The sequence below is a fragment of the Arthrobacter sp. Bi26 genome (assembly GCF_918697925.1).
Taxonomy (GTDB): domain Bacteria; phylum Actinomycetota; class Actinomycetes; order Actinomycetales; family Micrococcaceae; genus Arthrobacter.
In genome coordinates this window covers 1-21542 of record NZ_CAKKMF010000080.1, presented here as the reverse complement: position 1 = coordinate 21542, position 21542 = coordinate 1, and the positions used below count along the sequence as shown (strand labels likewise).

Genomic DNA, 21542 nt, shown 5'->3' with positions numbered 1-21542 from the left:
AGACACCACCGGCTCAAACACGGCTCCGCCTGGCAACCCACCCGGGCCGGCAAGGACCACCCGCCGGGCTGGATTTCACCGTCCGGCCGGCACTACCCCAGCGAGCACCAGGACTGGGAACCGCCCCACTGGCCACGCAATATCCCGGCCGCAGACACGCTCCCGGACCGCAGCCTGCCCACGGGTCCAGGACTTCGTCCGGACCCGGCATTCACCGGGCACCCCGGCCAGGAAACCGGCCAGGAAACCGGCCGGGAACCCGACCGGGATCCCGAACCGGACCTGCCCCCGGACCCCTTCCCGGAATGGCACCAATTCACCGCCGCGCACCCACTACCGTCGGTGGACACGGACAATCCGGGCTGGTCAGTACCCCGGGGCAGCCCCTCCCCGGAATCCGGCCTACTTCAATACGTCTGAGTGACGAGTTGTGTGGTGCCTGGTGCTGAGAGTCAGCGATTCGTCGCGCGAAGGACGCCGCAGCCGCGACTGCTCTGTTGAGCAGGATGGCGGCCAGCGAGAATCGCTGGCCGCCATCCAGTACCTGAGTTCAGGAGTAGTCGTAGAACCCCTTGCCGGACTTGCGTCCGAGCTCGCCTCGCGCCACCATCTCGCGGAGGATCCGTGGTGGGGCGAACCGTTCGCCGAGCGTTTCGTGCAAGTATTCGGAGATTCCGAGGCGGACGTCCAGGCCCACGATGTCCGTGGTGCGCAGTGGTCCGGATGCGTGCCGGTAGCCGAGTTCCATGGCGGCGTCGATATCCTGGGCACTTGCCACCCCGTCTTCCAGCATTCGCATGGCTTCCAGTGCCAGTGCAACGCCCAGACGCGAGCTCGCGAAGCCGGGTGCGTCGTTGACCACTATTGGGGTCTTACCCAGCCCGCGCACCCAGTTGGTAGCGGCGTCCGCGAGTTCAGGGGCGGACTGTGGGCCAAGGACGACTTCCACCAGCGTTGACGCCGGGACCGGATTGAAGAAGTGCAGCCCGCAGAGCCGCTCCGGCCCGCGCAGTGAGGCGGCCAGCCGCGCGACGGACAGCGAGGACGTGTTGGTGGCAATCCAGGCATCCGCGCCAAGGTTGCGCTCAGCATTGAGCAACGCGTCCTGCTTGAGCTTGAAGTCCTCGGGAACGGCTTCGACAACAAGGCCCGCGCTGCCGAAGTCGACGGCGTCCGTCGAGACCGCAAACCTGCTGAGGAGCGAGTCAAGATCTTCGGTGACGGCAGCCCTCTCAATGGCTTTGGCCAGTGTGCCGGTGACGCGGTCGCGGGCAGCTGCGGCGGCTGAAGCATCACGTTCGACGACGGTCACCGCCGCTCCGGCGACAAGGAAGGCGTGCGCGATGCCGGCACCCATCCGGCCTCCGCCGAGGACGCCTACGTTCTTAGGAACGCCCGGGGTTTCTGGTTGTGACGTGGAAGTGGAAATGGTCATGTGCTGGTTCCTTTGTGTTTTTTCGGTCCAGAAATGCCTGCATCCGCTCAAACTTTGCCTCTGATTCAAAGAGGATGCCTTGGGCGAGTTCGTCAATGGCCGGGTGTGCGGATCTTGGTGCATGGAGGACACTCTTGGTGAGGCGGACCGCGAGCGGATCCTGGGACGCGATCCTGGCCGCGAGGGCGAAGGCTGCGGGGATCAGCTGGTCTGGTTCATGCAGCTCGGTGACGAGCCGGACAGCCATCGCCTCTGCGCCGTCGAGCACTTTCCCGGTGAGCAGTATTTCCTTGGCCAGGGGCTCGCCCACGAGTTCCACGAGGCGCCAGCCGGCGCCTGCGGCAGCGAGGATGCCGAGCCCGGTTTCGGGATTGCCGATCTTTGCCCGCGGTGTGGCGATCCGGAAGTCTGCCGCGTAAGCAAGTTCAGCGCCGCCGCCGAGCGCAAAGCCGTCAATCGCAGCGATCACAGGCATTGGCAGCCTGGAGATTCGCTGGAAGAGACCGGAATTGATGCCGGCCAGGGCATCATTACGGCGCCGTTCCCGGAGTTGGGCGATGTCCGCACCGGAAGCAAAGATGCCGCCGGAGGGGAGTTGCGCCCCGGAGAGGATGAGGATTTTGGGATTCCGCTCCAAATCCGCGCATAAGGTGTGCAACTCGTTCACCATGAGCTGGTCTATGGCGTTGCGGACTTCTGGCCTGTTGAGTTCGACATGGACGGTCGCGCCGGCGTCGTGGATCTTGATCGTCTTCACTAGCCCACCATGGCACCGCTGATTACTCAGCGTCCAATACCTAATGAGTGCTCAATTATTGCGGAAAACTAATAGATGTGGAGTTGAGGTGTGAGCGCCCGAGGCCGACTGCCATTGATCCATAAATCACATTGATCATGCGGTTAATAAGTATTGGACTGCATAGCCGGAAGCTGGGATCGTGATTGCTAAGACAAGGACGTACCTGCAGAAAGAGTTCCGGATCATGAGCAACTACGCGACCATCAACCCGGCAACCGGAGAACGCGTTGCCGAGTTCCCGACACTCACCGACGAGGAAGTGCAGGACGTACTCAAGCGCTCCTTCACTGAATACCGTAACTGGCGCTCAACGCCGCTGGCCGAACGGGCCGCAGTGTTGAGCCGCGTCGCGGAACTGCACCGTGAACGATCCGAAGAACTCGCCGCCCTGCTGACCCTGGAGATGGGCAAGCCGATCGCCGAAGCGCGCGGCGAGGTTGCCCTCGTGGCCTCGATCTACGCCTACTACGCAGACAACGCCGAGCGCTTCCTCCGCGATGAACCGTTGGAGATCAGCGGACCCGGCTCGGCCGTCGTCCGCACCGAACCGATCGGACCGCTGGTCGGGATCATGCCGTGGAACTTCCCCTACTACCAGGTCGCCCGTTTCGCCGCACCCAACATCGTGCTGGGGAACACCGTGGTCCTCAAGCACTCACGCAACTGCCCGCAGTCGGCACTGGCCATCGAGGCTGTCTTCCGCGACGCCGGGCTTCCGAGCGATGTCTATATCAACGCGTTTGCCACAAGCGGCCAGATTGCCACCATGATCGCCGACCCGCGGGTGCAGGGCGTCTCCCTGACAGGGTCCGAGAAGGCCGGATCCGCCGTCGCGGAGATTGCCGGCCGCCATCTGAAGAAGTATGTCCTGGAGCTTGGCGGCTCTGACCCGTTCATCGTGCTGCCGGATGCTGATTTGGACAAGGCCGTGGCCGGAGCAGTGGCCGGTCGGATGTACAACGGCGGCCAGGCCTGCACAGCGTCCAAGCGCTTCATCATTGTCGGTGACATTTACGACGAGTTCCTGCGCCGCTACACCGACGCCATGTCCAAGATCGCGCCGGGCGATCCGACCGATGCGCAGACGACCTTCGGGCCGCTGTCATCCCGGGCCTCCGTCGACGAAATCGCCGAGCTGGTCCAGGATGCAGTTTCCAAGGGCGCGACTGCCGTCACGGGTGGGGGCGCCCCCAACGGATCAGGCGCTTACTACCCCGCAACAGTCCTCACCGGTGTGACGCCGGAAATGCGGGCCTATTCGGAAGAGATCTTCGGCCCCGCCGCCGTGGTCTACCGGGTGGACTCTCCCGAAGCTGCCGTTGACCTGGCCAACGACTCGCCCTTCGGCCTCTCCAGCTCCATCTTCACCACCGATGTTGAGGCCGCCCAGCGGCTTGCCGAACAACTGGAGACCGGAATGGTCTGGATCAACAGCATCAGCCGCAGTGCCGCTGACCTTCCCTTTGGCGGGGTGAAGCGTTCCGGCGTCGGCCGTGAACTGGCGCAATACGGCATCAACGAATTCGCCAACAAAAAGCTCATCCGGATCCCGGCTGCTTAGGCCGACGACGGCGAGAAGGAATACGAGGAAATATGAATCAGGCTTTTGTGTACGACGCCGTCCGGACCCCGTTCGGGAAGTTCGGTTCGGGCCTGGCCGGGGTCCGGCCGGATGATCTTGCCGCGCACGTGATCCGGGAAGCGGTGAAGCGCGCCCCGGGGCTGGACGTGGAGCGGATCGACGAGGTGGTGTTCGGCAACGCCAACGGCGCGGGCGAGGAAAACCGCAACATCGCCCGGATGGGCACCCTGCTCGCGGGCCTTCCGGTGTCCATTCCCGGTACCACCGTCAACCGGCTCTGCGGCTCCTCGCTGGACGCGGCGATCATCGCCTCCCGGCAGATCAACGCGGGCGACGCCGAGCTGATGCTGGTCGGCGGCGCCGAATCGATGTCCCGCGCGCCCTGGGTGCTGCCCAAGACCGAGAAGCCGTACCCGGCCGGGGACCTCACCCTGGCCTCCACCACGCTGGGCTGGCGGCTGGTGAACCAGGCCATGCCCAAGGAATGGACCATCTCCCTGGGCGAGGCCACCGAACGGCTGGCCGAAAGATACGGCGTGGGCCGGCAGGCGCAGGACGAGTTCTCCGCCGCCTCCCACAACCTGGCCGCCGCGGCCTGGGACGAGGGCTTCTACGACAGCCTCGTGGCCCCGGTCCCGGGCACGGACCTGGTCCGCGACGAGGGCATCCGGGCCGGGTCCTCGGCGGAGAAGCTCGCCGGGCTCAAGACGGTGTTCCGGACCGGGAACGGCACCGTCACGGCCGGGAACGCGTCCCCGCTCTCTGACGGCGCCTCCGCGGCGTGGCTCGGATCCGAGGCCGCCGCCGCGATCCTGGGCCTGGACCCGCTGGCCCGGATCGCCGGGCGCGGCGCGCACGCCAACGACCCGCAGTACTTCGGCTACGCCCCCGTGGAGGCCGCGAACAAGGCCCTCGCCAAGGCCGGCATCGGCTGGGACCAGGTCGGCGCCGTCGAACTGAACGAGGCCTTCGCCGCGCAGTCCCTGGCCTGCATCAACGCCTGGGGCATCGACCCCGCGATCGTGAACCGGCACGGCGGCGCGATCGCCATGGGCCACCCGCTCGGCGCCTCCGGCGGCCGAATCCTCGGTACCCTGGCCCGGTCCCTGCAGGCCTCCGGGCAGCGCTGGGGCGTCGCCGCGATCTGCATCGGCGTCGGCCAGGGCCTCGCCGTCGTGCTCGAAAACGTAACTTCGGGAGTCAAGGGCTGAGCCGTTCCGGCACTGGCGGTTGGACACCGGGAGGTCCAAGCTTTAACCATTCGGCCGGAGCAAGATACGGGCCGCCCCGGCAGTCTGGGGAGGCACGTTGAGTGCGAGGAGAGAGACCATGGTTGACACGGCAGCACGGACTCTCCGGGCAGGGGCGCGGAACGATCTTGTGACGGAACTGCTGGGCATCTGGCTCCTCCTGGCCGTCTTCCTGGACGGCTGGGCCCACATGCACGTTCCCGGGCTGGAAACCTTTTTCACTCCCTGGCACGCGGCGCTCTATTCGGGCCTCGTGGCCACCGCCGCGTGGACGGCAAGCGTGATCTGGAGGAACCGTCAGCCTGGGAGGCCGTTGACCCGGGCGGTTCCGGCGGGCTACCAGGGCACGGTGATCGGACTCGCCCTCTTCGCAGTCGCCGGCGTTCTGGATCTGGCCTGGCACGAGATCCTGGGCATCGAAGTCTCCCTCGATGCTCTGGTGAGCCCCACACACTTGCTGCTGGGGTTCAGCCTCTTCCTCATCCTCGGCACAGGTATCCGTAGTGCGCGGGCCGCCAGCGGCTCAGAGGCCTTCAAATGGTCGCCGCCTGCGGTACTGTCGCTCGCCCTGCTGACCGGACTGGGCTCCTTCTTCCTGATCTACTGCTCGGCCTTCGTCCGGACCCCGCCGGCCGTCCCATATCTACAGACGCCGATCGGGAGCCCCGGGCACACCCAGGCTGAGCTGCCCCCGGCCCTCGGACTGGCCAGCTATCTGGTGACCACAGCGCTGATCATCGCCCCCTTCCTCTACACCCTCTCCGGGGCCCGACGGCCGCCTTACGGCATAGCCACCATCCTGGTCGCCGTGGTGGCGTGGCTGCCCCTGGCCATGTCGGGGCTGCGCCCGGCAGCGGTCGCCGGTGCGGCCGGGGCCACGATAATCGCGGTCGTGGCGGACCTGCTGCTGGCCCTACGGGCGGGGCCGTGGCTGAGACGCCGGTTGCCTGCGGTCACCGCAATACTGGCGGCACTTATCTGGACGGGCCAACTGGCCGGCATCGCCCTGGCGTCATCGATTCAATGGCCCGTGTCGATGTGGCTGGGAGCCGTTGTGCTCAGTGCGGGATTGGCTGCGGCCCTGGCCTTCCTCAGCTCTTGGAACACCAGAAGCGTCCCGGGGCCGGCAGCGCTGCGATGACTGACATACGCGGCAGCGGCCCCGGGGCCGGCAGCGCTGCGATGACTGGCAGACGGGGCAGCGGCCGGCGACAGGCGTAGCGCAGTTGAGCACGAATGCCGAACCGGCCGGGGTGCGAGGCGCCGCCCCTGCATCGTTGGGGGACTCTGCAGGGACGACGCACCCTTCACGCTACCTCGGGATACCGGCGCGTGGGCCGGACCGAGAAAGTCTTAACGTTTCCCTAGCGTGCCTGTACCGCCCGGGCTTCCCTGCCAGGGGCGCCTGATCTCTACTGTTCCCGGCGCCCGGAGTGGGCTATTTTGGGGATAAGGGAGAGTGCCCGGTGGCCGGTTAGTTGCCGACGGATGCGTCCGGCCTCGCCATCGAGTAAGGAAGCCCGCCGTGGCCTACAACGTGGCCCAAAAGCTCATCGCATCCCACCTGGTCGCCGGAGAGATGACGCCCGGGTCTGAGATTGGTTTGCATATCGATCAGACCCTCACCCAGGACGCGACCGGGACGCTGGTCATGCTTGAACTGGAGGCCCTCGGTCTCGACCAGGCACAAACAGAAGTGTCCGTGCAGTACGTGGACCACAACCTGTTGCAGGCCGACAGCAGGAATGCGGAGGACCATGATTTTCTCCGCTCGGCCTGCCGCCGGTTTGGCCTGTGGTTCTCGAAGGCCGGAAACGGAGTCTCCCACCCGACTCATATGCAGCGGTTCGGCGTCCCGGGCAAAACCATGGTCGGCTCCGACAGCCATACCCCGGCCGCAGGTTCACTGGGGATGCTGGCAATCGGGGTCGGCGGGACCGAGGTAGCCCTGGCAATCGCGGGGGAGCCGCTCTACCTGAAGATGCCGGAGATCTGGGGCGTGAGGCTTACCGGCAAGCTGCCACCGTGGACCAGCGCCAAAGACGTCATTCTCGAAATGCTGCGCCGGCACGGCGTGAAGGGCGGCAGAGACCGGATCATCGAGTACTACGGTCCCGGCCTCGCCACGCTGAGTGCGATGGACCGGCACGTGATTGCCAATATGGGCGCCGAACTCGGTGCGACGAGCACGGTCTTCCCGGCCGACGACCAGGTCCGGGCCTTCCTGCGCTCCGAACAGCGCGAGGGCGACTTCACCGAACTCCTCGCCGATTCCGATGCCACCTACGACGTGACCGAAGAGGTCGACCTCGCCACGATCGAGCCGCTCATCGCCCTGCCCAGCTCGCCCGGCAACGTCGTTCCGGTGCGGGAGGTCGCAGGCAGGGCAGTGGCGCAGGTGGTGATTGGGTCCTCAGCGAACCCGGGCCTGCGCGACTTCGCAATGGTCGCCGCAATCACGAAGGGGCGGCAGTGCCACCCCGGACTGTCTTTCGACGTCAATCCGAGTTCCCGACAGGTCCTGCAGGACCTCACCAAGATGGGGGCCACGTTTGATCTGATCAGCGCCGGAGCCCGGCTGCATCAGACCGGATGCATGGGCTGTATCGGTATGGGCCAGGCCCCCGCGAACGGAAGCAACAGCCTGCGCACGATGCCCCGCAACTTTCCCGGCCGTTCAGGCACGAAGGAGGATTCGGTCTACCTGTGCTCACCGGAGACGGCCGCCGCGGCCGCACTCACCGGAGTTGTCACCGATCCGCGGGACCTGACAGAGCTCTTCGACCTCGAATATCCCGAGATCGAACTTCCCGGGGTGTCGAGCGTGAACCTGTCAATGCTGGAGAGTCCGTTGGCGCCGGAGGAAGCCGGCAAAGTGGAACTGGTCAAGGGCGACAACATCTCCTCGCTTCCGGTCTTCGGTCCCCTCGCCGACCGTATCGAGGCGCCAGTCGCCTTGGTTGTGGGCAACGATGTCTCGACGGATGAGATTCTGCCGGCCGGAGCGCGCGTTCTGCCCTACCGCAGCAACATCCCCAAACTCGCCGAATTCACCTTCGACCAGGTCGACCCCACCTACGCCGCCCGCGCCGCACGAAGCCGCGACTCGACAGGCCACATCCTGGTCGGCGGCACCAACTACGGCCAGGGATCCTCACGGGAACATGCAGCGATCACTCCGCGCTTCCTCGGGCTGCGTGCAGTGGTGGCCGTCTCGTTCGCGCGGATCCACTGGCAGAACTTGGCCAATTTCGGCGTCCTCGCACTCGAGTTCACGAATCCCGCCGATCACGACCGTATCGAACAAGGCGATGTGCTCCTGCTGACAGGCATACATGACGCCCTCGTCACAGGCACGGAGATCCTGGTCCAGAACGAGACCCGCGGCGAGGTCTACCCTGTGCGGCACAGCCTCTCCAATCGTCAGGTGGACATGCTCCTGGCCGGTGGCCTCATCCCCTGGCTGCGTGAACGGAGAGCGCGGGACGCCGCGGCCCGGCCTAGCGCGTGAGTGCCCGGCTGCCATCGCTGCGAACGGCGGCAGGAGCTGCCCTCCGGGGTATCCGGGCCGGTTGAAGCTCCTCAGGGGAGTTGCCTTTTAAGAACCCCGCTGGCTAGGGAGCACTGTGCTCGCTGGCCGTGACTTCATCCTGCGGCCGCGCGTTACGGGCCGGTGGTGAAGCTCCAACGAGTGGTCTGGAGGGGATTGCCGCCAGCGTCGAGGATGCCGCCATACAAACCGTTGGTCAGCGTGGCGGTGTACTTGGTGTTGGCGGCCAGCGTATCGTTCGGGTTCAGCGTGGCTACCCGCGTAACGGCGTTGTAGGAGAACGCCTCAACCGGGATCATGGCGTTCGTGGTGGCGTTGCGCAAGTCGAAGTGGTTACCGGTACTGGTGCCGGCGACGGCTTCGCTGAAGGTTGCCGTGATATTCGCAGTTCGGGCGAGCTTCGATCCGTCCGCAGGTGCGGGCTGAAGGGGATTGATTCCCCGTGTGCGCACAGGCATGCCCCTGACGCAGACGTTCAGCCCGTCGAGTTGCACAGGACGCTACGGGCGGAGACTTGGAGAAATCTTGGGCCCGACATCGGGCCAGACGGTACCAGCCCGTACCAGGGGTGTCCGGTATTCCGGGTGGCGGGGTGCTGTGGCCTCGCCCGCCCGCCGGGTGGATGATGATGGTGACGTGATGAAGCATGGGAGCTCAATTGTGGGACCGACTGCTGCTGACGAGGATGGGTGATCCGCGGTGAGCGGATGGCCGCGGCCGGACGAGCCTTCCGGCGACATCACCCTCGTACTCGATCAGCGCAGCACCCTCGATCCGAAGGCTGACCTCCGCGATGGGTTGTCTGCCGTCGCCCGCCAGGGGCCCCACCTTTGGGTCGCCAATGATGAGACGACCAGTCTCGAGCGGCTCACGCTGGAGGACGGTGACCAGGCTCGCGCCCATCGCAGCTTCGATCTCACCCAGGTCCTTGAGCTGCCTGGAGACAAGGGCGAGTTGGACATCGAAGGACTCGATGTCGAGCGTGACACGCTGTGGCTGGTCGGATCGCACAGTTCGGCCCGCAAACAGGTCAAGAACAACTCCACCCCCGCGGAGGCGCAGAGATCCCTGGCGACGGTGGAGGTCAGCCAGCGCCGTCGGGTGTTGGCCCGGCTTTCGACTAAGACCCTGCTAGATCCCGATGAGGTTCTCCTCGATCCGGGTGGCAGCCCGATGGGTCAGCAGCAGCGCCCCGCCGTGCTGGGCCTCGGCCGGGGCGCGGACTTGGTGGATCTCCTGGCCGATGACCCACACCTTGGAAGCTTCATCCAGTCCTCGAAGACCGGTCGCCCGATCCCGGGCAAGGACAACGGCATTGACTGCGAGGGCCTCGCCGTAGCGGGCGACCGGGTGTTCATCGGTCTGCGCGGGCCGGTGCTGCGCGGGTGGGCGATGATCATAGAGCTCCAGGTTGGTGACGGGGCCGGCCTGGAGCCGCAGCCGATCGGTCCCGGGAATCGTCGCTACCGCAAGCACTTCCTTCGCCTGCATGGCTTGGGCGTGCGGGATCTGTGCCGTCACGGGGAGGACCTGCTCGTGTTGGCGGGACCCACCATGGAGCTCGACGGGCGCGCGGCCGTGTTTCGCTGGCGGGACGCGCTGACGTCGCAGGCCGAGGCTGTCCTGCCGAAGGACGACTTGCAGTGCGAATTTGACGTGCCGTTCGGTGAGGGCGAGGACCATGCCGAGGGGATCGCCGTTCTCGACGACGGCAGGTCGGCGTTGGTGTTGTATGGGTCGCCGGCCGGAAAGCGCAAGACAGGACGCCATGGGATCAAGGCCGATATCTTCCGGCTCAGCAAGTAGGGACCAGCGCCGCCACGGTGCCGCGGGGTTGAGGGCCTTCCTATTGCCCGCTGCCCACTTCTACTCCCGGCCCACTGTTCCGAGCCAGGCCTGCAGGAGAGGAACGACGACGTCGCTGTGCATCGCGCTCAGGTGATCGAGTGCGGGGAGTACTTGCACGTCCCACCCGGCCTCGATGAGCTCGCGCTCGTGGGCAGCAAGAGGTTCGCCGATTCGCACCGTCACGTCTCCCCAGCGCGGTCCGTAAACGATTTGATCGGCGGAGCCGGCGAACGCAAGCCGCGGCAGATCCGGCGCCACGCCAACAGTTGAATCGTCGAAGTCTTGGAGCGCTTCGTAGAGCGTGAGGAACTGGCGGGTTTGTGCTTCGTTGGTCTGTATTGTGGCGGCATCCCAGTCGCCGGGTTCCACTGGGAGGTTCACCGCCGGGGGATGTTCCGAGGATCTGGCAGCCGCCGCGTGGGCCGCCTGCGTCACCGCCAGCATGCTTTTGTAAGGGCCTTCGAGCGGTGGGAATCCGCCCATGATGAGCGCCCAGAGTCGATTTGTGCGGATCGCCAACTGCAAACCGCACAGGGCCAGCCAGGAGTAACCGTAGTATCCGAAGGTTTCGGCGTGTGCCGCATCAGCGATAGCCAGGAAATCGGCGGCGACGTTCTCCGGGGTGAGGGTATCCGGCGCAGGGTGCGCCATCCGGTGCCCCTCGTAGTCGGCCGCGATTACCCGATAAGACTGCGAGAGAGCCGACACAAGGTTCGGCCCGAGTTCAGGGTCCGCGCCCCACTCGAGCATTGTCTGGGCTTCCGACGCGGAACGCGGCCTCAAATCCGCAGGGATGAGCAGCGCACGGCCGTCGCCGCTCACCAGGATGGGTATTGCCGTGCCGTCGTGCAAAAGGGCCTCAGCCATGTGGGCCACAGGGATCCTCCTCATTGGTACTGCACCGGTGGACAAAGTCTGCCACCGCGGCGTGCAGTCCGGAACGCCCTGGAGCCTGGCGGTCCGACGCGCCTGCTCTGGCGCCCACCGGCTCAGGACGCGAGAATGGGGTCGTGCTCGCCCCTGATCGAACCCCAAGGGAAGGACTTTCATGACGCTGTATCAGCCTGAACCGGTCGAAATCTCAACGAGGATGCGGCCGGGGGAGTGGACCGAGGAAAGCCTGATTGCCCTGGAGGCGTCCTATCGCGAACAGCTGTTGCGCATGGGGGCTGCCGCCTCCGAGATCGACGTCGTGATTGACCGCGACGACGGCGGCGGGGTCAGCGTGGTGGCGTCCTGGCTGAAGCCGGACGTCGCGCAGGAGCTGACGGAAGTGGTGGACGATACCGGTCTCGTGGCCATGGACCCGGACGCCGGGTCACTGCGGTCACCGGCCCGCGACGAGTCCGAGCCCCGATAACCTTCTGGGCGTGTTGGAGGCTCCTGTAGGGTGGTGATCCCCAAGCAACTCTTCCATCAGAGTGGAGCTTCCATGGCACCCCAGATTTCCGGCGCAGTCGATAAGAAATTGTTCGGACTCTACCTTTCGGACCACCTCGCGGGGGCCACAGCGGGGCAGGGCCGCATAGAGCGCATGGCGCGCGCCTTCACGGACACTCCCTTCCACACCGAACTTGCGGCGCTCGCCACCCAGATCCGGGAAGAGCGGGAGTATGTACGCGGACTGGTGGGGGATTTTGGCTTGCCGCGGCGAACTCCGCGGCGGGCGGCGGCGTGGGTCGCCGAGCGTGCCGGCCGACTCAAGCTCAACGGGCGCGTAGTGAGCCGCTCGCCGACGACGCTGGTGCTGGAGTCCGAGCTCATGCGGTCGGCGGTCATGGGAAAACTGGGGCTGTGGCAGACGCTGCACGACCTCTCCGGCGATCTGGGACTGGACGGGGCCAGGTTCGACGGACTGGCCACGAAGGCACGCGAACAGATCGCGACCCTGGACCGGGTCCATGAGTACGCCCGCCGTCGGTCGTTCTACACGAACCAGGGCAGCTGAGCAGGCCGGGCCGCTTCGGCTCGATCGTTCGCGTTATGCCCCCAGCCTGATTTGCTCTGGCGCGTGCCGGCAGGGGAGACGAGAATGGGCTCGTGCTCCCTCCTCGCCCCGGCGGGGACGGCGATGTGATGAACGCCGCCGCCCGAAAGATTCAGCGCATCTATCTGACGTTGACGCTGGGCAATACCCTTGCGGCCTCGTTCATCTGGGGGATCAACACCCTCTTCCTGCTGGATGCCGGACTCAGCAACCTCGAGGCCTTTGCCGCGAACGCCTTCTTCACGGCCGGCATGGTGCTGTTCGAGGTGCCCACCGGGGTGGTTGCCGACGGTTGGGGGCGCCGCGTATCGTTCCTGCTCGGAACCGTGACCCTGGCCGTCTCGACCTACTTCTACTACCTGCTGTGGCAGTTTTCCGCCCCGTTCTGGTGGTGGGCGGTGGTCTCGGTCCTGCTCGGCCTGGGCTTCACCTTCTTCTCTGGAGCGGTCGAGGCCTGGCTCGTCGATGCGTTGCGCTTCTCGGGGTATGAAGGCGGGATGGAGGCCGTGCTCGGGCGGGGCCAGATGGTGTCCGGCGTCGCGATGCTCGCCGGCTCTGTGGCCGGCGGCGTGATCGCGCAGGCCACCAATCTGGGCGTGCCGTTTCTGCTGCGCGTGGGCGTGCTGCTGGCCATGTTCGCGGTGGCCTTTGCGCTCATGCACGACGTCGGATTCACCCCCGAACGCTCGACCCATCCTCTTCAGGCAACCCGAGCTGTGCTCGCCGCCTCGATCGAGAACGGCCTGAAGAATCCGCCCGTACGGTACGTGATGCTGGCCGCGCCGTTCAGCGCCGGCGTCGGGATCTATGTGTTTTACGCCCTGCAGCCATACTTGCTCAATCTGTTCGGGGATCCTCACGCGTATTCCGTCGCAGGCCTGGCGGCGGCCATCGTGGCCGGAGCGCAGGTGGTTGGCGGCTGGATGGCGCCCCGCGTCCGGCGCCTCGTCCGCAGACGCACCACCGTGCTGATCCTGAGCAGCATCCTGGGTGCTGTGATCCTGGCGGTGCTCGGGTTCACCCAGGTGTTCTGGGTGGCCCTGGTGCTGTTGGCGCTCTGGGCGCTGGTAGCGTCGGCGGGCATCCCGGTGCGGCAGGCGTACTTGAACGACATGATCGCCTCAAAGCAGCGGGCAACAGTGCTCAGCTTCGATTCGCTCATGGGCTCAAGCGGTGGCGTGGTGGTGCAGCCGCTGCTCGGTCGTGCGGCAGATGTGTACGGCTACCCGGCCTCGCTGGCGATCGGCGGCGCGATCGAGTTGATCGCAGTGCCCTTCCTGCTGGCGAGCCGCCGGCAGCGCAACCAGGCCGATCAGGCCAACGCCCCGACCAGTTCGACGAACACCGGATCCCAGCCAGCGTAGGACGCTTTCCGGTATAACACTTCGGCTGGGCGCCTTACTTGGTGAGGCCTTCCGGGCCTACAGTTGGGCGTGTAGAACCGTCGACAGGAGCGCCTCAGTGATTACCCTGCAGATCGAACACCAGGTCCGGGATTTTGCCATGTGGCGGCGGGCTTTTGACAGTGATCCGCTGGACCGCGCCGCGTCGGGCGTGCGGTCATACCGGATCTCGCGCCCGATTGACCAGCAAGACTATGTGATGCTCGAGATGGATTTCGATACGCAGGCGGCTGCAGTGGACTTCCTGGGCCGGCTGCAGAACGACACGTGGAAAACTGGTGTGACAGCTCCGGCGCTGGTTGGTGAGCCATCGACCAGAATCATCGAAACGGTCGCCATCGAGAACGTGGGCGCCCCCTAAGCGCGTCCTTCGTTGAATGGTCTGCTCCGGCGAGGCCATTACCTGTGGGCGCCTGGCAGCCCGGGTGGAGTGGCAAGGTGCTGTTCGCGGTCCCAGAGGTACCGCAACAGGGCGGTTTCCGGGTCCCAGGGATGCTCTTTGGGGTGACTTCGCAGACGGACCCGGTGTTCCTCCAGTTCCGGGTGGGCCTGACGGAAAGCGACTGGGACGCGGACGATCCCATGACGGCGGCGAAGGCTGCCTGGGACGATGAGCGGGATTGAACGCGGTGGAACAGGCCGGCCTTGGCAGCCGCTCGCGGCGCAGGCTCCTGGTAGCTGCTTTGATCCCCGTCCTGGCTGTCCTTGCTGTCCGCACCTGGCTGGTGGAACCCGTGGCAGTCTCCTCGGACAGCATGGCCCCCACGATTCCCCCGGGCGCCGTCGTGTTCGTGTACAAGCCGGCGGCAGCTGCGGGCCTGATCCGCAATGGCGTCGTCGTCGCCTTTGCCAGCCCCGTCGATGGCCGGACGGTGATCAAGCGCGTGATTGCGGGAGAGGGGCAAAGGGTAGCCATCCGGGATTCGGAACTGTTCGTCGATGAAGTTCCCGTCGTCGAGCCATTCATCGATCACAGCCGAATAGACGGCACATACTTCGGGCCCGAGACGGTACCTGCCGGAAGTGTCTTCGTCCTGGGGGACAACCGCGGCGTGTCAATAGATTCCAGGGACTTCGGAGCAGTGCCGATAGCGGCGATCCAAGGCACCTTGCTGACCGGGCAAAAGTAGCTGGCCGGCCAAAAGTCGACGCGTCCCGGACTGCGGCGGTGACGCCCGCTGCCGCGCGTGATCCGCTTCCGCTGCAGTCATGCGTTTCGCTGCTGTCCCTGCTGCCCCTGAACGGGGTCCTGGGCGCTCCGCGCAGACACCGTGAGGGTAGCAACACGCTCCAGCCCGGGATGCTGGTGATCGCCGCCGTCCACGACGCCGGTCTCCCACCATAGTTTCAGCCCTTCCGGTACCACCTCCAAGTGGGCCAGGTTGTTTTGGAACCACGGACCCCTGACGCCGGACCAGTGAAACGGCGGGTCCGGTACCTTTGCCGAGCGCGCAACCAAGGCGCCCACCGGCGTGGCCAGACCGTAGGACATGATGGCCGCGAAGGACCTCATCAGTCGGGGCAGCGGGTTGCGGATGGGGGAGCAGACCGCCTGCAGGATCCGGCTGCCCGAGGCACGGTCCACTTCCGCAACGTAGGAGTAGTGGACGTCCCCGGAAAGGAACGTGATGGTTTCCGGTGCCGGGCCGCGTTTGCCATCGGCCACCTCGCTCGCCATGGCCGCCATTTCCCGGAAGCTGTTTTGGAATGCGCCCCAGTGTTCAAGGTCCAGCACCTGGCGCACCTTCTCGCCGGCCCGGGCAGCACGTTTTCCCCACGCACCTTCAGAGACGGCCTCATTCCACGACTCGACGTAGTGCAGGCCCATCGGCAACAGGAAAGGCAGGGACGTCGCCACGAGCACGTGGCGGAAACCGCCACGCATCCGGGCATCGACCCAGGCCATTTCCGGCGAGTCAACCAGCGCCCGGTCGTCCGGCGTCAGGTCCCGGGCTGCGCGGGAGTCAACCACGATCAGCCGGGTGTCCCCGAAATCGCGGCAGTAACTCCACCGGTAGGATTTCGGGTCCCGATCAGCCCGCTCCGCGAAGCTGTCAAGCTCTGCGCCAACGTCGATCTCATCCTCGCTTGCGTGCCGGACAATCCTCCGCCAGACAGCATCGTCCGCCCGTTCCTGCGGCGACAGGTTCCCCAGATGCTGATAAACCCAGTACGAGGCCAGCCCCGCGACTATGCGCTCATGCCACCATGAGGTCGCTTCCATTTTCTTCTTCCAGCTCAGCGAGGTATTCCAGTCGTCGCGGATGTCGTGGTCATCGAAGATCATGGCGCTGGGCAGGGTGGACAGCAGCCACCTGTTCGCGGGGTCGGACCAGGCCAGAAAGTAAAGGTGGGCGTACTCCTCGTAGTCCTTGAGCTCTTCGCCGGGGGGTGCCTTAATGTCCCGTCGGGCGCGGATGAACTCCTGCATCTGCTCGCTGGTCAAATCGGCGTACACCTGGTCTCCGAGGAAGGCCACCAGATCCGGCCACGGCAGGTCACCCCCGGAGGCCATCCTCAGTGCGTAGGCGCGCAGTGAGTCCACGCCGTGGGTCCGGTTGCCGGAGGCATCGTGCGGCACGCTGGTCCTGCAGGAGCCGTAGGCCAACCGCAGCGGCTTGCCGGTGGTCAGCGTGGCGATCATGGACGGCGGGAACCCGGACGAGGGATCGGGCCAGACCTGTGTTCCGTTGACATCGAGGGCGTAAGGCGTGACCGTACCGGGTTCCAGACCGTCTAATTCCACCAGGGCGTAGTGGTGACCGTGAACTGCGAACGTACGCGCGGCCCAGTCCCTGCCGCCGGCACGGATGGAAACCCTGGCAGCAGAATGGGTCTCCACCCAGACACTCGCCGACGTCTCATCCACGTACCGCACCATAGGGCCGAGCACCAACGGGGAGGTTGTCATGAATCAGTTGTACCCGCTCCGGCCGGATGCGGCCATGGCGTCAGGGATTAGACGGCTGGATTGCCCCTAACGTGGTTCCTTGCGTCCTTGTCCTTCGGCAGGGCCACTGTCGGATTCGTTTCTGTCTGTCTCGTTAAGGCTCAGGGCCAGTTGGTCGTGAAGCCTGTTGATCTGGGCCGTGAGGAGGGCAAACTCCTCGCTCCTGGAGGGTTCGGCCGCCTTCTTTCGCGCAGCGGTTGCGGCGGTCACACTCTCTATCAGCCAGGACGACACTGACGCAGTGACCATGCTCAGGACTGCAAACCCGCCGACCATCAGAGCCGCCGCCGCCCACCTGCCAAGAACGGTGACGGGGAAATAGTCCCCGTAGCCGACCGTCGTGATGGTGACAATGGCCCACCACAAGGATTCACCCATCGTGGTGATATTTGCGTTCGGGGCGTCCTTTTCGAAACTGAGAACGCTCAGCGCCACCGTATAGACGAGCAGGAGGGCGGACGCAATGACATAGGCCATGACGCGCGTTCTGATGGCAGTGCCCGGGGCCCGTTCCATGACCTGGCGCAGCGTGAATGGGCGCAGGAGCCGCAGCGGCCTCGCAACCGGAAGTACCACCATGAGCAGGTCCATGGGATGGCGGACGAACCACCGGCCCCGCTGGGGCGCCAGGAGCAATTTGATGAGATAGTCGACGCCAAAAGCGGCCCACGTCGACCAGATGACAAGCATCAGAACTTCGGCGTAGGGGGAGGGCGGGTCCACTATGACCAGGATGGAGTAGGCCGCCAGGAAAGCAAAGGCCGCGCCGACCAGGGGCCATTCGGAATGCTTTTGCCATGTCTGTTGCGTCATGGCTGAATCGTAGGACTTTGTTCCCCGGATGTCCTCAGGTAATTGCCGCCAGTCCTGTGCCCTCTGCGGCCCACTCACCCTCTTCAAGGGTGCCCCGGGCGGCCGACGGAACAAGGCCTGCCGCCAGCCAGAGCCCGCGCAGCAAGGACAACAGCGATGACAAGTGAGTGGGGCAGCGGTACATTGGGGTTCTGAGGTGGCGGACCGCGCTGGGACGGCAGACCACGGCAGGCCAATTTGGCAGAACCTGCGGAGGCTGAGAGCCATGGCGGAAGATCAGGGCAAGCGCGCGACCGGACGCGGCAATACTCACCAGGACCAGGCGCATCGCCACTTCATCCCCAGCAGGCTGGGCACAGCGGAGCAGAACGCCCTGCAGCGAATTGAGGACTTCAATGATCCGCGCCAGGAATGGCGGCGCCTGTTTTCGGAGCTGTACGGCACATTCCTGCTCGTGATTGTCGCGGCCGGCGGCGGAATGATGAGCCAGGCCTTCCCCGGAGTCATCAGCCGCACCGCTGCCGTGGTGGCCCCCGGCCTGATGGTGATGGCGATCATCCTGTTCATGGGCAAGGTCTCGGGTGCGCATCTGAACCCCGCTGTCAGCATCGCGTTCGCGCTCCGCGGCGACTTCCCGTGGCGCCGGGTCCCTGGCTACATCGTCGTTCAGCTCATCGGCGCGACGCTGGCCTGTCTGCTCCTGCAGGCCGTGATCGGAGTATCCGCGACCTACGGTTCGAACTACCCGGCGCAAGGCTATCCGGCGACCGCCGCGTTTTGGATGGAGGCGCTGCTCACGATGGTGCTGGTCAGCGTCATCCTGGGGACTGCCTCCGGAGCACAGAATATCGGGATTCTCGGGGCGTTTGGCGTCGGCGGGTACATTGCGTTGGCCGGCCTGTGGGGCAGTCCCATCTCCGGCACGTCGATGAATCCGGCACGAACGTTCGGGCCTGATCTCGCGAGTGGCAACTTCAACGACTATTGGGTGTATGTCGCCGGGCCACTGGTCGGCGCAGCGGCTGCAGTCGGAATCGCCTTCATCCTGCGCGGCCCGGGCGGCGGGCGCTCAGGCTCAGGAGCTGCGCAGGGCGCTCTATTCACCGCAGCCGCCGAGGAAGAGAAGCCGTAGCGCCTGCTTGGACCTCCGGCAAGGCCTAGGTTGGCGACAACGCAATTCGCAGCCGAGTAGATTGTCAGAGTGAAAGAACAGTATTTGGCGACGGCGTATCCGCAACTGCGGCTCGACAGCCATGCCCTCGAGAACAATATCCGGGTCATGGCGCAGTGGTGCCGGGAACGGGGCGTGGAACTTGCCCCGCATGTGAAGACCACGATGTCGGCGCCGATCATCGAGCGGCAGCTGGCCGCTGGCGCGGTCGGCGTTACCGTCGCCACCGTGGATCAAGTCGCCTCAGCCCTGGCTTGGGGACATGACCACATTCTCGTCGCCAATGAGATCGTCGACAGGTTCGGACTGGCGCGTGTCCGCACGTGGCTGGAGGAAGACGCCGGCAGGGAAATCCGGTGTTTGGTCGATTCGGCCGCCGGGGTCAAGACGGCGGCGGAAGTCTTCGACGGCGGCGCGGTCGACCTTGAGGTGCTGATCGATGTCGGCACACCCGGCGGGCGCACGGGAGTGCGCAGCCTGGACGAGGGCCTGGTGCTGGCTGAGCTGGTCCGGGCCACGCCGGGGCTGAGGCTGGTAGGGGTTGCCGGTTACGAAGGCGTCGTGCCCAACAGCAGGGCTGAGGATACGGTCACAGCCGTTGACCGACACTGCCGACTGGTGCGGGACGTGTATCTGGAAGCGGCGAAGTTCTTTGAGACCGCCACTCCCATCTATTCCATGGGTGGGTCCGCGTTCCCGGACCGCGTCGTTGAGTTCCTTCCCGCCGGCGGCCAGGTGCCCGGAACACGGATTATTCTGCGCTCAGGTTGCTACGTCACCCACGATCACGGCACCTATGCCGCGGTCAGCCCCGTTCCGGGGCTCATCCCGGCGATTTCCGTTCGCGCCGTCGTCCTGTCCACCCCCGAAGAGGGGATGGCTGTTGTCGGTGCCGGCAAACGGGATCTTCCCTACGACGCCGGACTGCCAACCTTCCTCTCGGCCCGGACGGCCGACGGTATCGAAAAGAAAGGCGCAGCCGCAGGGGTGCGAAATCTCTACGACCATCACGCAGTCCTTACCGGAGTCACCGGACTCGATGTCACCGATACCGTGGATTTCGGCCTATCCCATCCCTGCTCCGCGTTCGACCGCTGGCCCGAATACGTCCTCACCGACCGTGACGGTCACGACCTTGACGTGTGGCACACAGACTTCCGCCGATCGTCCCTGGTGACAGTCCCTGGCGCCGACTGATTCTTGCCCGTCACTCCTCCAGGCCCTTAAGCCTTGAGCTGCCGGGTCAGCACTTCGAATTCCTCGACGCCCAGGATCTGCATGTGCTGTTCCGCGCTGGTTTCGGCGCGGATTTTGCCGGCAGCCTGCTCGCTGCCGGCAAGGGCGTCCGCGTCCTCCCACAGCGTGATGGACAGTGACTTGTTGTCTTTCCCAAGCAAGTAATAGATGCCCAGGCATCCCGGCAGCTGGAGCACCCGGTTGACGGTGTCATCGGTGGGGGCCCCGGAGCTGTCCGGGCCGGGCTGATACGTGCTGACACGAGCGAACATGACTGTCCTCCTAGATCCAGGTCCGACGGTTGGAGTCCCTGCCGCCAAGCCGATGAACCGGGGAGCTGGATCCTTGGGATATCGCGCCCTTTTGGCCGGCGGCCTGGTCTCCTCCCACCAGTAAGGACCCGTCAGCCTGGATGCACAAGGCTGGAATTGGCGTCCCCGCGCAGCTCTGGGCCTACAGGCAGGAAACGCGCGGAGAAGCGAAAGACCGCTTCGAACCCGTTATGCATGCGGCAGGGTTCCGGCGGCAGCCGCGGCGCCGTGGCCGATTCGCTCACGAGGACGACGACGGCGGAGGGGCCTGGGCGCCGTCCTCAGCGGAGTCCGCTACGGAAACGGACGCGTGACGCGGAATAGGTCCGGCGCTGCGGTAATCCCCGTAGCGCCGGATCTATTGCGTGTCGCCGGTCCGAAAACGTAGCGAAAACAGCGGAACCCAGGGCAATGAGAGTGTGTTCCGTGCGGCGGCCAGCCCGCGCCCGGCTCAGGAAGCGGGCCCGGCCGGAGCGTCGGAGTGCGGGCATCCTGCCCGTGCACGCGCGTGCTCGACGTCGGCGGCGCTTTGAAGTTGCCCGCGGGCCCGCAGTCCGGCCACGACACCGTCAACGTCGGCGTCGGGCCGGTTCTGGCTGAGCTTGTGCTTGGCCTCGATCCGGGTGATGAGGAGTTCGACGCCGACGATCGCGCGCAGCTGCCCGGCAATGTAGCGCTCGGGGGCATCGTCGACAGTCCACGGCCGCTCGGAACCGGCTTCATTGTGATCGCTGAGCCGCCGCACATGGCTGGCGAGCCAGGCCGGGTCGTCGTGGATGACGAGGTTGCCGTACACGTGCGCGGTGGAATAGTTCCAAGTCGGCACCACTCGTCCGTGCACTGCCTTGGACGCGTACCACGACGGCGAAATGTAGGCGTCGGCACCCTGGATGATGGCGAGCGATTCGCCGGCCGCAGGTTCGGACCACTGGGGATTGTTGCGGGCGAGGTGCCCGTGCAAGGCACCATGTTCACCGGACGTCGGGTCGAAGACAAAAGGCATCAGCGTGGCGAGGATGCCGTTCGCCGTTGACGTGATCAGGTTGGCTGCGGCCGGGCGGCTGAGCAGTTGCCGGACTGAATCGGGGCTGGCAGCGAAGTGTGCGGGGATGTACACGGGGATCTTCCGTTCGGATCGCGGATCGGACAAGGGTTGCGGAGTTCGGGGCGTGGGCGCGGTGTGCGAGGTTCGGGCGCCGGCAAAGGG

General features: G+C 65.6%; 20 protein-coding genes and 1 pseudogene. 13 read left to right on the top strand and 8 right to left on the bottom strand.

Features of this window, described 5'->3' with window-relative positions:
* Window positions 1–420: pseudogene (locus tag LQV16_RS18300) on the top strand (hypothetical protein); the annotation flags it as partial.
* A 130-nt stretch (window positions 421–550) separates the two neighbouring features.
* Here LQV16_RS18300 and LQV16_RS18295 read toward each other — a convergent pair.
* The gene (locus LQV16_RS18295) at window positions 551–1435 is read right to left on the bottom strand and encodes a 3-hydroxyacyl-CoA dehydrogenase family protein (RefSeq protein ID WP_229995306.1); all 885 of its coding nucleotides are present in this window, start codon (window positions 1433–1435) and stop codon (window positions 551–553) included.
* Window positions 1386–2192, bottom strand: coding sequence for an enoyl-CoA hydratase/isomerase family protein (locus LQV16_RS18290; RefSeq protein WP_229995305.1), 807 nt, complete (start codon window positions 2190–2192; stop codon window positions 1386–1388). Before LQV16_RS18290 ends, LQV16_RS18295 begins: the two co-directional genes overlap by 50 nt.
* Before the next feature lie 181 nt (window positions 2193–2373).
* On the opposite strand from LQV16_RS18290, the gene LQV16_RS18285 reads away from it, so the two are divergent.
* The 4 genes from LQV16_RS18285 (at window position 2374) to LQV16_RS18270 (ending at window position 8577) form a co-directional block, all read left to right on the top strand.
* Window positions 2374–3795, top strand: a complete 1422-nt coding sequence (locus LQV16_RS18285; RefSeq protein WP_356815817.1) for an NAD-dependent succinate-semialdehyde dehydrogenase — start codon at window positions 2374–2376, stop codon at window positions 3793–3795.
* A gap of 32 nt (window positions 3796–3827) precedes the next feature.
* On the top strand, window positions 3828–5027 hold the full coding sequence (locus LQV16_RS18280; RefSeq protein WP_229995304.1) for a thiolase family protein: 1200 nt from the start codon (window positions 3828–3830) through the stop codon (window positions 5025–5027).
* Window positions 5028–5145: 118 nt separating this feature from the next.
* Window positions 5146–6207, top strand: coding sequence for a hypothetical protein (locus tag LQV16_RS18275; protein WP_229995303.1), 1062 nt, complete (start codon window positions 5146–5148; stop codon window positions 6205–6207).
* Window positions 6208–6591: 384 nt separating this feature from the next.
* Entirely contained in the window at window positions 6592–8577 is a 1986-nt protein-coding gene (locus LQV16_RS18270; RefSeq protein ID WP_229995302.1) for an aconitate hydratase, read from the top strand.
* Between the two features lie 152 nt (window positions 8578–8729).
* Here LQV16_RS18270 and LQV16_RS18265 read toward each other — a convergent pair whose 3' ends face one another.
* Window positions 8730–9068 carry an Ig-like domain-containing protein gene (locus LQV16_RS18265; protein ID WP_229995301.1) on the bottom strand — a complete coding sequence of 113 codons (339 nt, stop codon included), beginning with the start codon at window positions 9066–9068 and terminating at the stop codon, window positions 8730–8732.
* Window positions 9069–9315: 247 nt separating this feature from the next.
* Here LQV16_RS18265 and LQV16_RS18260 point away from each other — a divergent pair, with 247 nt between their 5' ends.
* Window positions 9316–10422: a DUF3616 domain-containing protein gene (locus tag LQV16_RS18260; protein ID WP_229995300.1), complete on the top strand. Its 1107-nt coding sequence runs from the start codon at window positions 9316–9318 to the stop codon at window positions 10420–10422.
* Window positions 10423–10482: 60 nt separating this feature from the next.
* On the opposite strand, the gene LQV16_RS18255 is transcribed toward LQV16_RS18260, so the two are convergent.
* Complete coding sequence (locus tag LQV16_RS18255) at window positions 10483–11331, bottom strand: alpha/beta hydrolase (RefSeq protein ID WP_229995299.1); 849 nt, start codon at window positions 11329–11331, stop codon at window positions 10483–10485.
* 181 nt (window positions 11332–11512) lie between these two features.
* On the opposite strand from LQV16_RS18255, the gene LQV16_RS18250 reads away from it, so the two are divergent.
* From LQV16_RS18250 to lepB, 5 genes are all read left to right on the top strand, one after another.
* Window positions 11513–11824 carry a hypothetical protein gene (locus LQV16_RS18250; protein WP_229995298.1) on the top strand — a complete coding sequence of 104 codons (312 nt, stop codon included), beginning with the start codon at window positions 11513–11515 and terminating at the stop codon, window positions 11822–11824.
* A gap of 72 nt (window positions 11825–11896) precedes the next feature.
* Window positions 11897–12412 carry a hypothetical protein gene (locus tag LQV16_RS18245; protein WP_229995297.1) on the top strand — a complete coding sequence of 172 codons (516 nt, stop codon included), beginning with the start codon at window positions 11897–11899 and terminating at the stop codon, window positions 12410–12412.
* 128 nt (window positions 12413–12540) lie between these two features.
* A complete protein-coding gene (locus LQV16_RS18240) occupies window positions 12541–13815 on the top strand; it encodes an MFS transporter (protein ID WP_229995309.1) in 1275 nt (424 codons plus the stop codon).
* Between the two features lie 97 nt (window positions 13816–13912).
* Complete coding sequence (locus tag LQV16_RS18235; RefSeq protein ID WP_229995296.1) at window positions 13913–14215, top strand: hypothetical protein; 303 nt, start codon at window positions 13913–13915, stop codon at window positions 14213–14215.
* A gap of 268 nt (window positions 14216–14483) precedes the next feature.
* Window positions 14484–14984, top strand: coding sequence for a signal peptidase I (gene lepB, locus LQV16_RS18230; protein ID WP_229995308.1), 501 nt, complete (start codon window positions 14484–14486; stop codon window positions 14982–14984).
* A gap of 77 nt (window positions 14985–15061) precedes the next feature.
* On the opposite strand, the gene LQV16_RS18225 is transcribed toward lepB, so the two are convergent.
* Both LQV16_RS18225 and LQV16_RS18220 read right to left on the bottom strand, forming a co-directional pair.
* The gene (locus LQV16_RS18225; RefSeq protein ID WP_229995295.1) at window positions 15062–16765 is read right to left on the bottom strand and encodes an alkaline phosphatase D family protein; all 1704 of its coding nucleotides are present in this window, start codon (window positions 16763–16765) and stop codon (window positions 15062–15064) included.
* A 66-nt stretch (window positions 16766–16831) separates the two neighbouring features.
* Window positions 16832–17617 (bottom strand): potassium channel family protein, encoded by a 786-nt coding sequence (locus LQV16_RS18220; protein ID WP_229995294.1) that lies wholly within the window; start codon window positions 17615–17617, stop codon window positions 16832–16834.
* Between the two features lie 265 nt (window positions 17618–17882).
* Between LQV16_RS18220 and LQV16_RS18215 the strand changes: the two genes are divergently transcribed.
* Complete coding sequence (locus LQV16_RS18215; RefSeq protein ID WP_229995293.1) at window positions 17883–18749, top strand: aquaporin; 867 nt, start codon at window positions 17883–17885, stop codon at window positions 18747–18749.
* Window positions 18750–18818: 69 nt separating this feature from the next.
* Complete coding sequence (locus tag LQV16_RS18210) at window positions 18819–19985, top strand: alanine racemase (protein WP_229995292.1); 1167 nt, start codon at window positions 18819–18821, stop codon at window positions 19983–19985.
* A 26-nt stretch (window positions 19986–20011) separates the two neighbouring features.
* On the opposite strand, the gene LQV16_RS18205 is transcribed toward LQV16_RS18210, so the two are convergent.
* Both LQV16_RS18205 and LQV16_RS18200 read right to left on the bottom strand, forming a co-directional pair.
* Window positions 20012–20296, bottom strand: a complete 285-nt coding sequence (locus LQV16_RS18205) for a hypothetical protein (protein WP_229995291.1) — start codon at window positions 20294–20296, stop codon at window positions 20012–20014.
* Between the two features lie 490 nt (window positions 20297–20786).
* Window positions 20787–21452, bottom strand: coding sequence for an FMN-binding negative transcriptional regulator (locus LQV16_RS18200; protein WP_229995307.1), 666 nt, complete (start codon window positions 21450–21452; stop codon window positions 20787–20789).
* Window positions 21453–21542: the final 90 nt, after the last annotated feature.

Coding starts and splice junctions, on each gene's coding strand:
- LQV16_RS18220 (WP_229995294.1), bottom strand. CDS start 17,617: ATGACGCAACAGACATGGCAAAAGCATTCCGAATGGCCCCTGGTCGGC.
- LQV16_RS18245 (WP_229995297.1), top strand. CDS start 11,897: ATGGCACCCCAGATTTCCGGCGCAGTCGATAAGAAATTGTTCGGACTC.
- LQV16_RS18205 (WP_229995291.1), bottom strand. CDS start 20,296: ATGTTCGCTCGTGTCAGCACGTATCAGCCCGGCCCGGACAGCTCCGGG.
- LQV16_RS18225 (WP_229995295.1), bottom strand. CDS start 16,765: ATGACAACCTCCCCGTTGGTGCTCGGCCCTATGGTGCGGTACGTGGAT.
- LQV16_RS18255 (WP_229995299.1), bottom strand. CDS start 11,331: ATGGCTGAGGCCCTTTTGCACGACGGCACGGCAATACCCATCCTGGTG.
- LQV16_RS18240 (WP_229995309.1), top strand. CDS start 12,541: ATGAACGCCGCCGCCCGAAAGATTCAGCGCATCTATCTGACGTTGACG.
- LQV16_RS18295 (WP_229995306.1), bottom strand. CDS start 1,435: ATGACCATTTCCACTTCCACGTCACAACCAGAAACCCCGGGCGTTCCT.
- LQV16_RS18250 (WP_229995298.1), top strand. CDS start 11,513: ATGACGCTGTATCAGCCTGAACCGGTCGAAATCTCAACGAGGATGCGG.
- LQV16_RS18275 (WP_229995303.1), top strand. CDS start 5,146: ATGGTTGACACGGCAGCACGGACTCTCCGGGCAGGGGCGCGGAACGAT.
- LQV16_RS18215 (WP_229995293.1), top strand. CDS start 17,883: ATGGCGGAAGATCAGGGCAAGCGCGCGACCGGACGCGGCAATACTCAC.
- LQV16_RS18280 (WP_229995304.1), top strand. CDS start 3,828: ATGAATCAGGCTTTTGTGTACGACGCCGTCCGGACCCCGTTCGGGAAG.